Raw genomic sequence first — 14,353 nt, forward strand, 5'->3', positions numbered from 1 at the left:
CTAGTGCTTCCAGGCCAGTCGCCGCTCAAGGCTCATACTCAACCGCGACAGGACGAAGACAATCAGGATGAAGATCACCCCAACCGCCGTCAGATACTCGAACTGCTTGTAGGTGATCGATGCCTGGGCATTCGCCACATAGAGGATGTCCTTGACACCAATCACGCCCACGATCGCGGAATCCTTCAAGATGACGATGAATTGGTTCAGAAGGAGTGGAATTGCAGTCCGTAGCGCCTGCGGCCAGATAATGATCGAGTTTGTTTTCCAGGGTGACAGACCCATTGCGGCGGCCGCTTCCCATTGCCCGCCATCAATGGTGAGCAACACGGACCGATAGATTTCTGCAACATAAGCGGTATTCAGAAGCGTCAGGGATATGATAGCGGCTGTGATCGGATCCATTTTCCAGCCTGTTGCTCCGGCGAGGGCAAAATAGACGAGCAGAACGTAAACATATGGCGATAGTGAGCGGAAGACCTGGATGTAGAGAAATCCTACCGCTCGGATGGCAGCAGATTTGCTCCTGAGAAGGGATACCACTAGCCCTCCGAAGACCATTGCAAGTGCGAGCGAGACGATTGCGATCAGGAATGTGTAACGAAGCCCGTAGAGCATGTCGGGCAGGTGGTTGAGGACAACGTACCAGCTATTCATGAGCTTCAAGCCCCTTTGCCGTCATTGAGACGGTCTTCGACGACTTTGACCAGCAAAGATAAAACCAGCATCGTCGCGATGAGTAGGACGGCGACCGAGATATAGGCTTCGAACGGCCTATATTGGTTGAGACTGATGTCCTGGGCCGTGAAGACGAGTTCCGGGACAGCAACCACTGCCGCGTAAGTCGCCGCTTTGAAGCAGATCACGAAGACGTTCAGCAGGGGCGGGATCACGACCCGAATGACCTGTGGAAAAAGGATAGTGCGATTGATCCGGAGGTCGGAAAGACCGAGCGCCTTGCCGGCTTCAATCTGGCCGACGTCAATCGAATTATAGCCGGTCCTGAAAATCTCGGAAGCAAATGCCGAGCTCATGATGGCGATGGCGATGACTATCGCTTGAGGCCCCGTCAGTGCCAGGCCGAATTTTGTTGCGAGCCCGAAGTAAATCCACAACAGCAGCAGATACATCGGCAGGCCCCGAACGATCTGCACGTAGGTGTAAGACACTGCGCGGGCGATTTTCGAGCGGGAGGCCGAGCCAAGATAGGAGATGAACCCGATAACGCAGCCCAGCGCGAATCCCGCGAATGCGAAATAGAGATCATACCCTAATCCCCATAGGAACCGGGGCCATTGCGCCAGGATGATCGAGAAATCGAGGTTCATGACGTTCCCTTTTTCTTTACTCGGCTTCTTCTCCGGTACTGACTCAATCGATAAACCCGAGCGCGAGCTTCGTCAACATCATATATGATTTCATATTGCAAGACAGATAGATTCAGGTCATAGATGTCAAAAAGCGGTCCCCAGCGGTCGCGAAAAAGCAAATAATGGGAAGTCAGACATGCGGTTTTCAGGAAAAACGGCCCTCGTAACCGGGGTCGCAAGTGGGCTCGGGCGCGCCGTTGCGCAGGCACTGGCGAATGAAGGCGCGAGGCTTGTTCTCGTTGATCGCGCAAAAGATCAGCTGGAAAACTTGGTGCTGCTTCTACGCGGAGAGGGAGCGGACGTCGTCGAACTCGTGGGCGATGTTTCCCGCGAGGAAACCTCACGGCAAGCAGTCGCACTGGCCCGGTCACGCTTCTCATCCCTGGACATCTTGATCAACAATGCCGGCATCAATCCTACAGGCACGATCTCGCAGACCGATCCCGCGATGTGGCAGCAGGCTTTGGACATAAATCTGAAGTCAGCTTATCTCTTCTGCCGGGAAGCGATCCCGCACATGGTGGAGGCGGGCAAGGGTGTGATCGTCAACACGGCCTCCATCGCGGGTCAACGGGCCTCGACAGCCGAGGCGGTATACGGGGTTTCCAAAGCCGGATTGATCATGCTGACGCGCACCATCGCGCGGGACTACGGAGCAAAAGGGATTCGCGCAAATGCGATCTGCCCCGGCGTCCTTGAAAGTGTCATGGCAGACAGATTGACCCGAATGTCGGCCGAACAGGTCGCAGCACGTGACCAGCGCTTTGCGCCGACGGTCCCTCTCGGTCGCCTTGGGACATACGAAGAAATCGCCAAAGCCACGCTTTTCTTGGCGAGTGAGGATGCCAGCTACGTGAATGGCGCGCAGCTGACAGTCGATGGCGGTCTTACCGCCTAGCACAAGCTGTACCCCACGGATCGTGGGTTCCAGGCCGAAAACTTCATCGTGGAAACAACAAGGGGAATGCTCATGGATACGAAGCAAGATAATGGAATGCAGGCAAACCGCCGTTCGCTACTGACAGCAGGTTTGTTCGTGGGCGGCGCAGCTGCTGTTGCACTTGGTGCAACGACACCGGCCGCCGCGCAGGATGCCGCGAAGGAATCCGTCCTGGACAAAGCGATCCGCACCAAAAAAATCGTGGTCGCGGCGAGCCTCAAATATCCGCCAAACCTGTACATCAATGACAAGGGTGAGCCGGACGGCTACGAGATCGCTCTCATCCGTCGAATGATGAAAGATGTCTCGCCTGATATCCAGGTAGAATTCGCAGACATGGATTTCGGTCAGATGTTTGCAGCCGTCGAATCCGGCCGTGCCGATATCATGACAACGGGAACGATCTTGCCATCACGTTCGCTGCGTGGCTGGTTTGCCGGCTGTGCCGTGACGTTTCAACCGGTCTACGTCGTTGGACGCGACGCGTCAGACTTGACTTTCGAACAGATGAACTCGCCGGAGTTCAAGTTCGCCGCTCTTCAGGGAAGCTCGCAGGAAGCGAAGATCCGGGCGCTCTACCCGAAGGCAAACGTGTCGGTATTCCCTGACCAGACGGGCGCCATCGGTCAGGTCATGTCAGGACGTGCGAACGCAACCTTGCAGTCGCTGTTCACTATCGTGAACACCAAGAAACAGGGTGTCGCGCTTCAGATAATCGGCAAGGAACCGGCTTATGTCGATCACAACACCTTCTTCATGCCGACGGGAGACATGAAGATGTACATGTTCGTGACCAACTGGTTGCTTTTCAATGCAGCAGGCGGGATCCTCAACTCCGTATTCCGCGAGTATGTCGGCAAAGATGCGATCGCCGCAGGCCTTCCTTACCTTGCGGTTGGTCCGGGCGGCAGCCCTCTCAAAGTGGACGCGTGAGATTCGTGTCGGGGCGGCCGAGTGGCCGCCCCGCTTCTTCGAGGAGCGGAACATGGAAAATTCAGAAGAAAGAAAAACAGTCATCTCACTGCGGAATGCGAGCAAGTGGTTCCCCAGTCGCGACCTTCCCAATGTGAGGGGGCTGAATTCGGTATCGCTTGACGTTCTTGAAGGCGATGTCGTCGTCTTGCTCGGACCAAGTGGCTCAGGCAAAAGCACACTTTTGAGGTGTTTGAACCTGCTCAATATTCCCGACGAGGGACAACTACGGGTCGGCTCTGTAGAATGGGATGCCAAAGCCTATTTTTCGGCACGCTCACGAGAGCGCCGTTACAGCCGTGATTTTCAGCGGCTTCGTCGCGAGACGGGCATGGTCTTTCAGCACTTCAATCTCTTCCCGCACATGACCGTTTTAGAGAACGTGATGTGTGGCTTGGTGCACAGCAAAGGGATGTCGAAAGACGAAGCGCGTGAAATCGCGCGCGAGGAGATCGCAAAAGTCGGTTTGGCCGACAGAGAAGGACATTACCCCGGGCAATTGTCGGGCGGTCAAAAGCAGCGGGTTGCCATTGCCCGCGCCATCGCCACCAAACCGCTGGCGATGTTGTTCGACGAACCCACGTCAGCCCTTGATCCCGAGCTGCGAGGAAGCGTTTTGGCGGTGATGCAAGATCTCGCCAAGGAAGGCATGACCATGGTCGTGGTCACGCACGAGATGGGTTTTGCGCGGGCAGTCGGGAACCACATCGTGTTCCTCGAAAGCGGTGAGATCATCGAGGAGGGGCTTTCGAACGATTTCCTCGACAACCCAAAGACCGAACGTGCTCAACGGTTCCTATCTGAGATCGCTTGAAGTCTTAGGGCGCACACGGTCACTCTGTCGGTAGAATTCGGAGCCTTCGATCCCGCAACAACATAAGAAAAGGGACGCCGGCGAACCCGGCGTCCCTTTCTTTTCTCGCGCTCCAGGCTCTTACTGAAAAATGACCTGGATCGTCGTGTATTCCGCCAGGCCCTCTTCAGCAAATTCTACGCCCAGACCGGAGTCCTTCACGCCACCGAACGGCACGTTCGGCTGGATAGCCCCATGCTTGTTGATCCATACGGATCCACATTCCAGCTGGCTTGCCACTTTCTTTGCTTTTGCAATGTCTCTGCCCCAGACGGAACCACCAAGACCGTTCGGGTTGTCATTCGCGCGCCTGATGACTTCGTCGAGATCAGAATACTTGATGATCGGGAGAGCCGGCCCAAACTGTTCCTCGTCCACCAGACGATCACCGTTATTAAGGTCCGCGACCAGCGTCACGGGATAGAAATTCCCAGGAGCGTTGTCGTCAGAATTCCCTCCAATGAGAATGCGCCCGCCACGCCCCTTCGCGTCGTTCACCAGGTCTTTGACCTTCTGGTACTGCATGCGGTTCTGGACCGGACCCAGGACACTATCTTCCGAAAGTCCATCACCGACTTTGACTGTCGCTGCAAAGCTTGTCAGCGCACGGCAGACATCCTCGTAGATGTCCTCGTGAACATAAAGTCTCTTCAATGCCGCACAGGTTTGCCCGCCATTGATGAAAGCGCCCCAGAACAGTCCCTCGGCAATCTGGCGGGGATCGCAATCGGGCAGGACAATGCCGGCATCATTACCACCGAGTTCAAGAGTCAGGCGTTTCAATGTCGCCGCAGCGCCTGCCATGATTTTTTTGCCGGTCTCGGTCGAACCCGTGAAAACGATCTTGGCAATACCAGGGTGGGAGGACATCGCGGCCCCGATGTCGTTTTCACCCGTCACGCAATTCAACACACCTGCGGGTAGAACTGTGTTGAGCAGTTCGATCATCCGGATGGTGGACAGCGGGGTGAGCGGGGAGGGCTTGATCACAACGGTGTTCCCGGTTCGTATGGCCGGTACAATGTGCCAGATCGCAATCATCAACGGCCAGTTCCAGGGCGTAATTGATCCTACAACGCCCACCGGTTTGCGGTGTAGTTCCACCCGGCCCTGATTGTCATCCTGCAAAATCTTGACCGGCAGCTCCAGACCGGCAGTGTATCGCGCCCAAGCTTCGGCCCCTCCGAGCTCATACCGGGAGCCCATTCCATTCAAGGGTTTTCCCTGTTCCAGGGTGAGAAGCTGGGCCAGCTCCTCCGCATGATCGCGCAAGGTGTCAGCGATTGCGACACAGGCCTTCTGGCGCGTCGCGTCGTCAGCTTTGCTCCACTTTTCGTAAGCTGTTTGCGCCGCGGAAACCGCCTGGTCCAACTGGGCCACGGTTGCCTTTGGCGCTGCCCCCACGACTTGACCATCTGAGGGATTTAGCACCTCGAATGTTTCTTGGGTTGCGATCGACTGGCCGTTGATAACGAGCCTGTATTGGTGGTCCACCATGGGAAAACTCCTCCTATTTCCGTCGCTGAATTACTAAACATGTTAAGTAAATCAGCGAAGGAAAGCAAGGGCGCAAACTCGACTAGCGCGTCGTCGCCTTATCCGTGACCTCGTTAAGCAGTGAAATCAGGGCTTCGATCTTGTCGTGGCCAATCCGAAGCTCGAGCTCTTCATAAATTTTAAGACTTTCGGGCCGCACTTCTTCGAGGAGCTTAGCGCCTGCGTCATCAATCCGGACAAGCAGACGTCGGCCATCCGCAGTATCCTTCGTCGTCCTGATGAGCTTACGGTCCTCAAGCGCCTTGATCATCCTTGTCAGGCTGGGGGCAAGGAGCGCGGCACCTTGCGCCAATTCGGTGGCATCGATCTGCCCCCGTTCACTTAATAGCCGCAGCACACGCCATTGCTGCTCGGTCACATTGTGCTGCGCAAGCATCGGTCGAAAATGGCCCATCACTGCTTCTCGCGCCTTCAACAGTGCGATTGGGAGTGCCTGGCGGGTGCTACGCAGAAGGCGAGGGTGATTTTTATCCTGATCCATATGAGGTGAATAAGTGAGAATTTACCGGCCCGTCAATATTCGATCAGGCCGAGATCACCCGACAGTGGGTTGACAAACGCTCAATGATTGTTAACGTGTTAAGTATCTGAGGAGCGATAAATGCCACATTTCGTCATTGAAGGGTCCGCGAACCTGAAACCGCGCGTCGATTTCAAATCGCTGTGTGAGGTCGTTCATAAAGCGATCCTCGACAGTGGGCTGTTCGAACGTGGCGCGGTTCGCGTCCGAGTTCTGCTTAGCGATGACTATGCGATCGCTGACCTCGACGAGCGCAATTCTTTCATCGACATGAGCTTTCGCATTGGAGCGGGCAGATCGTCCGAAGAAAAGAAACGTGTTGGCAACGCGATCATGGCAGTCGTCAAGGCCGAGCTGCTGGACCTTTTCAGCGAGCCACATTTTGCTCTCTCCCTTGAGGTGCGCGAGATCGATCCAGCCCTAAGCTGGAAAGACAATGCGATCCATGCGCGCCTTCGGGCGGGGACTTAGAAAACACCATTGAACATTGGCTGAGCGAATGCTGCTGCATTCGAGATGGAGATCTCATGACGAATTTTGAAGACAACAAGAAAAAGGCCGATGCCTATCTTGCCCGGTTTCGCGCCGGCGGCGTCCTCAACCACATTGCCGGAGAGGCTGTCCCTGCTTTAGATGGTGCCACGTTCGAAACAATCTCGCCCGTCGACTTGCAGCCTCTGGCGCAAGTCGCCCACGGCAAAGCGGCAGACATCGATCGTGCTGCCAAAGCCGCATCCGAGGCATTTCCCGCCTGGGCGGCAATCCCTGGTGACGCTCGCAAGGCGCTTCTACACAAGATCGCTGACGCGATCGTTGCCCGCGCCGAGGAGATCGCCTTCGTCGAGTGCATGGACACCGGACAGTCCCTGAAATTCATGGCGAAGGCAGCGCTACGTGGCGCAGAGAATTTTCGTTTCTTCGCAGACCGAGCACCGGAAGCAAGAGACGGCAAATCGATCCGTATTCCAGGCCAGGTAAACGTAACAACGCGGAACCCCATAGGCCCGGTCGGTGTGATCACGCCTTGGAACACGCCATTCATGCTATCCACCTGGAAGATTGCACCGGCCTTGGCGGCCGGTTGCACGATCGTCCACAAGCCGGCGGAATACTCGCCGCTTACAGCACGCCTGCTGGTCGAGATTGCCGAAAGCGCCGGCCTTCCCAAAGGTGTTTGGAACCTGGTCAACGGTTTGGGAGAGGACGCCGGTAAAGCGCTGACAGAACATCCATTGATCAAGGCGATCGGTTTTATTGGCGAAAGCCGGACGGGCTCAATGATCATGAAGCAGGGTGCCGACACGCTCAAGCGCGTCCATTTCGAGCTCGGTGGCAAAAACCCGGTCATTGTTTTCGCTGACGCTGATCTGGAGCGCGCGGCGGATGCTGCCGTATTCATGATCTATTCGCTCAACGGCGAACGCTGCACATCCTCATCCCGATTGTTGGTCGAAGAAAGCATCTACAGTAAGTTCACTGAAATGGTCGCCGAGAGGGCCAAACGTATCAAGGTCGGTCACCCGCTCGATCCGCAGACGGTAGTCGGACCTCTGATTCACCCTGTCCACGAACGCAAGGTATTGGAATACGTCGAGATCGGCAAATCCGAAGGCGCAACTGTCGCCGCTGGTGGCCACAAGGTCGAAGGACCCGGTGGCGGATGCTACGTCGCTCCTACGCTCTTTACCAGTGCCAACAATGAAATGCGGATCGCCCAGGAAGAGATCTTTGGACCGGTTCTGACCGCAATCCCGTTCAAAGATGAAGCGGATGCTTTGAAGATCGCCAACGATGTCCAGTACGGTTTGACCGGTTATCTTTGGACTTCCGACGTCACGCGCGCTTTCAGGCTGACCGACCAGCTCGAGGCTGGCATGATCTGGGTCAATTCAGAGAATGTCCGCCACCTGCCGACCCCGTTCGGCGGCGTGAAGAATTCCGGTATCGGACGAGACGGCGGAGACTGGTCGTTCGATTTCTACATGGAAACCAAGAACATCGCTTTCGCGACGACTGCCCACGCCATCCAAAAATTGGGCAGCTGACAGGCTTTCACGACTGGCGCGTCAACAAAGGACGCGGCCGCTTCGTAACAACAAGCGCCGAACACGGATTGTCTCGGCCCCGAGGAGGAAACCATGCCGCTCCCGCAATTCAATCTCTATCCAGCGTTCAACACGGTTCGGCTTAGCCATGTCGAATTCCTTGTTAAGGATCTCGCTGCCAGCCGTGCCTTCTATGTGGACATGCTCGGCCTTCAGGTCACAGACGAAGACGCTGATACTGTCTACCTGCGTGCCATGGAAGAACGCGGCCATCACTGCATGGTGCTCAAGAAGAGCGATACTTCGGCAATCAGCTACCTCGCCTTGAAGGTCTATTCCGAGGAAGATCTCGACAAAGCCAAGGTCTATTTCGATACAAAAAGTCACAAGACGGAATGGGTGGAGCGCCCTTTCCAGGGACGCACCCTGCGCACCCATGACAACTTCGGCATCCCGCTTGAATTTTACTTCAAAATGGATCGCCTGACGCCTATCCATCAAAAGTACGCGCTTTATCACGGGGTCAAACCACTCCGGATCGACCACTTCAACTGCTTCACGCCAGACGTTGACGCATCCGTGGCCTTTTACAACGACATTGGTTTCCGTGTTACGGAATACACTGAGGATGCAGAAAGCAAAAAACTGTTTGCCGCCTGGTTGCATCGCAAGGGTGGCGTCCACGACATGGCGTTCACAAACGGCGTCGGCCCGCGACTGCATCACACAGCATTCTGGGTTCCAACACCTTTGAATATCATCGATCTCCTCGATCTTATGTCAACCACTGGATACCTCGCAAACGTCGAACGGGGTCCAGGCCGTCACGGCATCTCTAATGCATTTTTCCTCTACATCCTTGATCCGGACGGCCACCGCATCGAGATTTACTGCTCGGACTACCAGACTGTCGATCCCGATCTCGAGCCGATCAAATGGGACCTGAAGGATCCACAGCGTCAGACACTGTGGGGGGCACCTGCGCCGAGGTCTTGGTTCGAACACGGCAGTTTGTTCACCGACCTTCCAACCCAGGAGCCGCTTCTAAAGGCTCAACCGATCATCGCGCCCTGATCTCGTCGCGAACACAGACGGCGAGGGACATTGGCAAGTCCTGTGTCCCGTTTCTCTTAGCCCACACGGAGTGACCAAGCGATGCACCTGAAAGACCCAACGTTATTCCGCCAGGCCGCTTACATTGGTGGCGACTGGATCGAAGCAAACGATACGGATGCCATTGCGGTCACAAACCCCGCAACTGGTGAGAAGATCGGCTCCGTTCCCAAACTGGGGGCGGCAGAAGCACGTGCGGCGATCGCGCATGCCGAAGAAACGCAGAAGGAATGGGCAGCGCGAACCGCGAAGGAGCGTAGCGTAATCCTGCGCAAGTGGTTTGAGTTGATGATGTCCAACCAGGATGACTTGGCGCACATTCTCACACTCGAACAGGGAAAGCCGCTTCTCGAAGCAAAGGGTGAGATCGCCTATGGGGCAAGTTTCATCGAGTGGTTCGCCGAAGAAGCCAGACGCATCAACGGCGACATTATATCCGGCCATCAGCGAGACAAACGCATTCTGGTGATGAAGCAGCCGATTGGCGTCGTCGCGGCCATCACGCCGTGGAATTTTCCGAACGCGATGATTACACGAAAAGCTGGCCCGGCGCTCGCAGCCGGATGTGCAATGGTATTGAAACCCGCCGCTCAGACGCCATTTTCCGCGATCGCTTTGGCGGTACTGGGGGAGCGGGCAGGATTGCCGGCAGGATTGTTCAGCGTGATCACCGGTTCATCTCGCGAAATCGGCGCCGAGATGACCTCAAATCCCATCGTACGTAAACTCACATTCACTGGGTCGACGGAAGTTGGTGCCGAACTTTACCGTCAGTCTGCTCCCACTATCAAAAAACTTGGTCTGGAGCTGGGCGGCAATGCGCCCTTCATCGTGTTCGATGATGCAGATCTCGACGCAGCCGTCGAAGGCGCCTTGATCGCGAAGTTCAGGAACAATGGTCAGACCTGCGTTTGCGCCAATCGCCTGTACGTCCAGGATACGGTCTATGACGCGTTCGCTGAAAAGCTGGCCAAAGCCGTTAGTAAGCTTCGGACCGGAAACGGGTTCGAGGAGGGTGTTGCGCTCGGACCCTTGATCGATGAAGCGGCTCTTAAGAAAGTCGAAGAGCACGTTCAGGATGCCGTATCGAAGGGCGCAACCGTCATTCAAGGCGGAAAAGCGCATGAACTTGGCGGCACCTTCTACGAAGCGACTGTTCTCACAGGCGTCACGCAAGACATGGCCGTGGCATCCGAAGAAACCTTCGGGCCTATCGCGCCGCTCTTTCGCTTCGAGAATGAGACTGATGTGGTTGAAAAGGCGAATGACACGGAATTCGGTCTCGCCTCCTATTTCTACGCGAAGGATCTGTCGCGGGTGTTTCGAGTTGCCGAGGCCCTCGAATATGGAATGGTTGGCGTGAATACCGGCCTGATATCCACTGCTGAAGCACCGTTCGGCGGCGTAAAGTCGTCCGGGCTAGGCCGTGAAGGCTCCAAATACGGCATCGATGACTACCTCGAGCTCAAATACGTATGCCTTGGTGGCATCACAACAAAAGAACAATAAAGGAAAGCCCGTATGCATCCCCGTTTTGCATCTTTTTCCAATTCCGGTCGCCAGGGTTACGGCCTAATCCGCGAAGATGGCGTGGTGGACCTGTCCGTCAGGTTCCGCCCGCGTTTTCCGACCCTGCGCGAAGTTATCGCCGCAGGTGCTTTGGACATACTGGCCGAGAAAGGTCAATCGGCCCCCGTCGACTATCCCCTGGCTGCGGTTACATTGGACATTCCAATCCCGTCGCCGGAAAAGATCATCTGCGTCGGCGTCAATTTTCCGGACCGTAACGAGGAATACAAAGATGGGCAGACAGCGCCCACCAATCCGTCGCTGTTTATCCGCTTCCCGCGATCCTTCACGGGTCACGATCAGCCGCTGATCCGGCCACCGGAGAGCCCTCAACTCGATTATGAGGGGGAAATAGTTGTCGTCATCGGAAAAGAAGGCCGACGCATTCCAGAAAGCGAGGCTCTCTCACACATAGCGGCTCTGTCGCTCTGCAACGAAGGGACGCTGCGGGATTGGGTCCGGCACGCCAAGTTCAACGTTACCCAAGGCAAGAATTTCGATGCCTCGGGCTCGATTGGGCCATGGATAGTTCCTTATACTGACGAAAGTCAGCTAGCGGACATCAAGCTGGAGACGCGGGTCAATGGCGAGGTCCGCCAGAGTGATCGGACCAGTCGAATGATTTTCTCATTCCGGAAGATCATCAATTACGTCTCAACCTTTACGACACTCGTGCCAGGCGACGTGATCGTCTGCGGAACACCTACTGGCGCTGGAGCACGCTTCGATCCGCCAATTTGGTTGAAGCCGGGCGATATCGTTGAGGTCGAGGCCGACGGTATCGGTCTGTTGCGCAACACCATTGCCGACGAGAGGATCTGAGATGCTGTCCACCGCAGACATAGAAACAGCTGTTGCCGCGCTGGACGAAGCCGAACGAACTCGCGTTCAGACCGGGCTTTTGTCACTTCAGCATCCGGACATGGTGATGGATGATGCCTATGCGATCCAGTCTGCGTGGGTGAAAAAGAAAGTTTCCGACGGACGTCAGGTGGTGGGCTGGAAAATTGGTCTCACATCCAAGGCGATGCAATATGCCCTCAACATCAACATTCCAGACTCAGGGGTCTTGCTGGACGACATGGTCTTTGAGGACAGTTCGGTCGTTCCAAAAGACCGGTTTATTCAGCCGAGGATCGAAGCTGAAATCGCCTTCATCATGAAAGCGCCCCTAAAGGGGCCGAACGTGACCGTCGTCGATGTGCTCAATGCCACCGATTATGTCACTCCAGCCCTCGAAATTCTCGACACGCGGATTCTTCGGGTGGATCCCCAGACGAAGAAAAACCGTAACGTCCTCGATACGATCTCTGACAATGCTGCGAACGCCGGCATCGTAACGGGCGGCCGCGCTGTGCGCCCGGATCAACTGGATATGCGTTGGATGGGTGCCATAGTGTCTCGCAACGCGGAGGTCGAAGAGACTGGGCTTGGCGCGGGCGTCCTCAATCAACCTGCTCGTGGTGTTGCGTGGCTTGCCAATCGGCTGTCGCAATATGGAGACGGAATAGAAGCAGGGCAGGTCGTTCTTGCCGGGTCGTTCATTCGACCGATTGAGGCACGTCATGGAGACACGATCGTAGGCGATTTCGGGCCCTACGGAACTGTAAGCCTGTATTTCGAATAGGGGAAAACCATGCCAGCTCCAACCAACACCTTCAAAAGGGCGCTTCAGGAAAAGCGGCTTCAAACCGGATTTTGGCAAGCTCTGGCAAATCCTTACACGGTCGAAATATCAGCGGACGCCGGCTTCGACTGGCTCCTTCTCGATGCCGAACATGCGCCAAACGACATCCCGCTCCTGGTCGCCCAGTTACAGGCGATGAAAGGTTCAGCCAGTCACGCGGTTATCAGGCCGCCAATCGGCGAGACATACATCATAAAACAGCTGCTCGACATCGGCGCGCAAACACTCCTGATCCCGATGGTTGACAGCAAAGAGGTCGCCGAGAATTTGGTAAAGGCCGTGTCTTATCCCCCGCGCGGGGTCCGGGGCGTTGGTGCAGCGCTGGCTCGTGCCTCACGCTTCAACCGGATTCCGGACTACCTCCAGACGGCAAACGACGAAATCTGTCTCTTGCTTCAGATCGAAAGCCGCGCAGGTTTGGCCGCGCTAGATGAAATCGCATCGATCGACGGCGTCGACGGCGTGTTCATCGGCCCGGCTGATCTCGCAGCTGACATGGGCTATCTTGGTAAGCCGGGAGCCCCGGAAGTCCAAGAAGAAGTTGAGAAGGCCCTCCTGCGCATCCAGTCCCATGGAAAAGCTGCAGGAATCTTGACCGCCGATCTGTCGCTTGCCAGGCGCTACGTCGATCTCGGTGCAACATTCGTTGCCATTGGAAATGATGTCACTTTATTTGCGAACGCCACGACGCGGCTGATTGAGGAATTCGGTCGTACCGCTTCCAGCCCCGGTACTGCGAGCTCAGGCAGCGTATACTGATGTCATATCTGGGAAAAACCAGGGCAGACCGTGTACGCGCCCGGCAAGACTGGTGGGTATGTTACTTTCTGGCGGTCCTCGGGTCGGTCACCCTTACGATATGCTCGCTCATCCTGGCCTATCGTCCGGATGCTTTATCCGCAGCGACCGCTCCCGCGGTCGTTGGGATGATTTTTGTAGCGAGTGCGTTCACCAAATTCGAGCTTGAAGCGTCGGTTTGGTGGAGAAGTCGCTACATTCGTCTGACAGCTTCAGTTGGAGGAATGGTCATAGCCTCAGGTTCTGTCATTGCAATCGTCGACCGAGCCGCGATATCGAAGGTAGCCGATAGCCTGCTTTTGGCGTTGTAGTTGATCCCGCTAGGTCTGAATAATCTGCAACGGGAGTTCGGTACTCTTCTTAAGGGTCCGTAGCACGATGCTGGAGGTGACCGACGCCAGTCCACCCGTGACCTTGATCATACGTTCCAAAAAGATGCTGAGGTGGTCAAGATCGCTGGCCACGATCTTCATCAGGAAATCCGCATCGCCCGTCTGGGAATAGCATTCCAGGATCTCAGGCGCTGTTTCGATGAAGCGATGCAGTTGAGCATTCCCTTCCTCTGTGTGGGACCGAAGGCTAACCAGCGTGTGCGCGACAACGGAAAAACCGAGTCGTTCCGGGTTCAAAATCGCTACAACGTTCTGGATCAGACCCTCGCTTCTCAGCCGGTCAAGCCGCCGCGAGCATTGAGCTGCTGACAGATTGACGACTTGCGACAGTTCAGTTTGTGTCAGCTCAGCATTGCTTTGAATAGCCGCGAGAAGACGGATATCGAATTGATCTAGGGTATGTAACTTTGAGGTCATGTCAAAATATCTGCATAATTTGCGGAAAGTTGGTGATTTTCATGCGCTATTATATCTATATCTGCTGAAAATTGCAAACTTACCTCACTGAGGCGCCTGTACGCTTAGGCCACGTTCTTA

At 55.7% G+C, this 14,353-nt stretch carries 15 protein-coding genes; 10 read left to right on the forward strand and 5 right to left on the reverse strand.

Going from position 1 to position 14,353, the window contains the following annotated elements:
* Positions 1-657 carry an amino acid ABC transporter permease gene (locus C5J26_RS27475; protein WP_172724408.1) on the reverse strand — a complete coding sequence of 219 codons (657 nt, stop codon included), beginning with the start codon at positions 655-657 and terminating at the stop codon, positions 1-3.
* 5 nt (positions 658-662) lie between these two features.
* Positions 663-1,328, reverse strand: a complete 666-nt coding sequence (locus C5J26_RS27480) for an amino acid ABC transporter permease (protein ID WP_105404653.1) — start codon at positions 1,326-1,328, stop codon at positions 663-665.
* Positions 1,329-1,506: 178 nt separating this feature from the next.
* Between C5J26_RS27480 and C5J26_RS27485 the strand changes: the two genes are divergently transcribed.
* The 3 genes from C5J26_RS27485 to C5J26_RS27495 all read left to right on the forward strand — a co-directional run bounded on the left by C5J26_RS27485 (position 1,507) and on the right by C5J26_RS27495 (position 4,096).
* A complete protein-coding gene (locus C5J26_RS27485) occupies positions 1,507-2,268 on the forward strand; it encodes an SDR family NAD(P)-dependent oxidoreductase (RefSeq protein ID WP_105404654.1) in 762 nt (253 codons plus the stop codon).
* A gap of 72 nt (positions 2,269-2,340) precedes the next feature.
* A complete protein-coding gene (locus tag C5J26_RS27490) occupies positions 2,341-3,243 on the forward strand; it encodes an ABC transporter substrate-binding protein (RefSeq protein ID WP_172723944.1) in 903 nt (300 codons plus the stop codon).
* A gap of 52 nt (positions 3,244-3,295) precedes the next feature.
* Positions 3,296-4,096: an amino acid ABC transporter ATP-binding protein gene (locus C5J26_RS27495; protein ID WP_105404700.1), complete on the forward strand. Its 801-nt coding sequence runs from the start codon at positions 3,296-3,298 to the stop codon at positions 4,094-4,096.
* Between the two features lie 120 nt (positions 4,097-4,216).
* Here the strand turns inward: C5J26_RS27495 and C5J26_RS27500 are convergent, their stop codons facing one another.
* A complete protein-coding gene (locus C5J26_RS27500) occupies positions 4,217-5,632 on the reverse strand; it encodes an aldehyde dehydrogenase family protein (protein ID WP_105404656.1) in 1,416 nt (471 codons plus the stop codon).
* Positions 5,633-5,714: 82 nt separating this feature from the next.
* Positions 5,715-6,173 (reverse strand): homoprotocatechuate degradation operon regulator HpaR, encoded by a 459-nt coding sequence (hpaR, locus tag C5J26_RS27505; RefSeq protein WP_077979360.1) that lies wholly within the window; start codon positions 6,171-6,173, stop codon positions 5,715-5,717.
* A 120-nt stretch (positions 6,174-6,293) separates the two neighbouring features.
* Here hpaR and C5J26_RS27510 point away from each other — a divergent pair, with 120 nt between their 5' ends.
* From C5J26_RS27510 to hpaI, 7 genes are all read left to right on the forward strand, one after another.
* Positions 6,294-6,683 carry a 5-carboxymethyl-2-hydroxymuconate Delta-isomerase gene (locus tag C5J26_RS27510; protein ID WP_105404657.1) on the forward strand — a complete coding sequence of 130 codons (390 nt, stop codon included), beginning with the start codon at positions 6,294-6,296 and terminating at the stop codon, positions 6,681-6,683.
* Positions 6,684-6,739: 56 nt separating this feature from the next.
* Positions 6,740-8,257: a 5-carboxymethyl-2-hydroxymuconate semialdehyde dehydrogenase gene (hpaE, locus tag C5J26_RS27515; RefSeq protein ID WP_105404658.1), complete on the forward strand. Its 1,518-nt coding sequence runs from the start codon at positions 6,740-6,742 to the stop codon at positions 8,255-8,257.
* 93 nt (positions 8,258-8,350) lie between these two features.
* Positions 8,351-9,331 (forward strand): 3,4-dihydroxyphenylacetate 2,3-dioxygenase, encoded by a 981-nt coding sequence (hpaD, locus tag C5J26_RS27520; protein ID WP_105404659.1) that lies wholly within the window; start codon positions 8,351-8,353, stop codon positions 9,329-9,331.
* Between the two features lie 81 nt (positions 9,332-9,412).
* Positions 9,413-10,879, forward strand: coding sequence for an NADP-dependent succinate-semialdehyde dehydrogenase (gene gabD, locus C5J26_RS27525; RefSeq protein ID WP_105404660.1), 1,467 nt, complete (start codon positions 9,413-9,415; stop codon positions 10,877-10,879).
* A gap of 12 nt (positions 10,880-10,891) precedes the next feature.
* Positions 10,892-11,761 carry a fumarylacetoacetate hydrolase family protein gene (locus tag C5J26_RS27530; RefSeq protein WP_105404661.1) on the forward strand — a complete coding sequence of 290 codons (870 nt, stop codon included), beginning with the start codon at positions 10,892-10,894 and terminating at the stop codon, positions 11,759-11,761.
* Between the two features lies 1 nt (position 11,762).
* The gene (gene hpaH / locus C5J26_RS27535; protein WP_105404662.1) at positions 11,763-12,566 is read left to right on the forward strand and encodes a 2-oxo-hept-4-ene-1,7-dioate hydratase; all 804 of its coding nucleotides are present in this window, start codon (positions 11,763-11,765) and stop codon (positions 12,564-12,566) included.
* Positions 12,567-12,575: 9 nt separating this feature from the next.
* Positions 12,576-13,385, forward strand: coding sequence for a 4-hydroxy-2-oxoheptanedioate aldolase (gene hpaI / locus C5J26_RS27540; RefSeq protein ID WP_040124765.1), 810 nt, complete (start codon positions 12,576-12,578; stop codon positions 13,383-13,385).
* A 359-nt stretch (positions 13,386-13,744) separates the two neighbouring features.
* On the opposite strand, the gene C5J26_RS27550 is transcribed toward hpaI, so the two are convergent.
* Entirely contained in the window at positions 13,745-14,233 is a 489-nt protein-coding gene (locus C5J26_RS27550) for an Lrp/AsnC family transcriptional regulator (RefSeq protein WP_105404664.1), read from the reverse strand.
* Between the last annotated feature and the right edge of the window lie 120 nt (positions 14,234-14,353).

It is taken from the genome of Neorhizobium sp. T7_12 (assembly GCF_002968535.1).
Classification (GTDB): Bacteria; Pseudomonadota; Alphaproteobacteria; order Rhizobiales; family Rhizobiaceae; genus Neorhizobium; species Neorhizobium tomejilense.

Coding starts and splice junctions, on each gene's coding strand:
- C5J26_RS27475 (WP_172724408.1), bottom strand. CDS start 657: ATGAATAGCTGGTACGTTGTCCTCAACCACCTGCCCGACATGCTCTAC.
- C5J26_RS27480 (WP_105404653.1), bottom strand. CDS start 1,328: ATGAACCTCGATTTCTCGATCATCCTGGCGCAATGGCCCCGGTTCCTA.
- C5J26_RS27485 (WP_105404654.1), top strand. CDS start 1,507: ATGCGGTTTTCAGGAAAAACGGCCCTCGTAACCGGGGTCGCAAGTGGG.
- C5J26_RS27490 (WP_172723944.1), top strand. CDS start 2,341: ATGGATACGAAGCAAGATAATGGAATGCAGGCAAACCGCCGTTCGCTA.
- C5J26_RS27495 (WP_105404700.1), top strand. CDS start 3,296: ATGGAAAATTCAGAAGAAAGAAAAACAGTCATCTCACTGCGGAATGCG.
- C5J26_RS27500 (WP_105404656.1), bottom strand. CDS start 5,632: ATGGTGGACCACCAATACAGGCTCGTTATCAACGGCCAGTCGATCGCA.
- hpaR (WP_077979360.1), bottom strand. CDS start 6,173: ATGGATCAGGATAAAAATCACCCTCGCCTTCTGCGTAGCACCCGCCAG.
- C5J26_RS27510 (WP_105404657.1), top strand. CDS start 6,294: ATGCCACATTTCGTCATTGAAGGGTCCGCGAACCTGAAACCGCGCGTC.
- hpaE (WP_105404658.1), top strand. CDS start 6,740: ATGACGAATTTTGAAGACAACAAGAAAAAGGCCGATGCCTATCTTGCC.
- hpaD (WP_105404659.1), top strand. CDS start 8,351: ATGCCGCTCCCGCAATTCAATCTCTATCCAGCGTTCAACACGGTTCGG.
- gabD (WP_105404660.1), top strand. CDS start 9,413: ATGCACCTGAAAGACCCAACGTTATTCCGCCAGGCCGCTTACATTGGT.
- C5J26_RS27530 (WP_105404661.1), top strand. CDS start 10,892: ATGCATCCCCGTTTTGCATCTTTTTCCAATTCCGGTCGCCAGGGTTAC.
- hpaH (WP_105404662.1), top strand. CDS start 11,763: ATGCTGTCCACCGCAGACATAGAAACAGCTGTTGCCGCGCTGGACGAA.
- hpaI (WP_040124765.1), top strand. CDS start 12,576: ATGCCAGCTCCAACCAACACCTTCAAAAGGGCGCTTCAGGAAAAGCGG.
- C5J26_RS27550 (WP_105404664.1), bottom strand. CDS start 14,233: ATGACCTCAAAGTTACATACCCTAGATCAATTCGATATCCGTCTTCTC.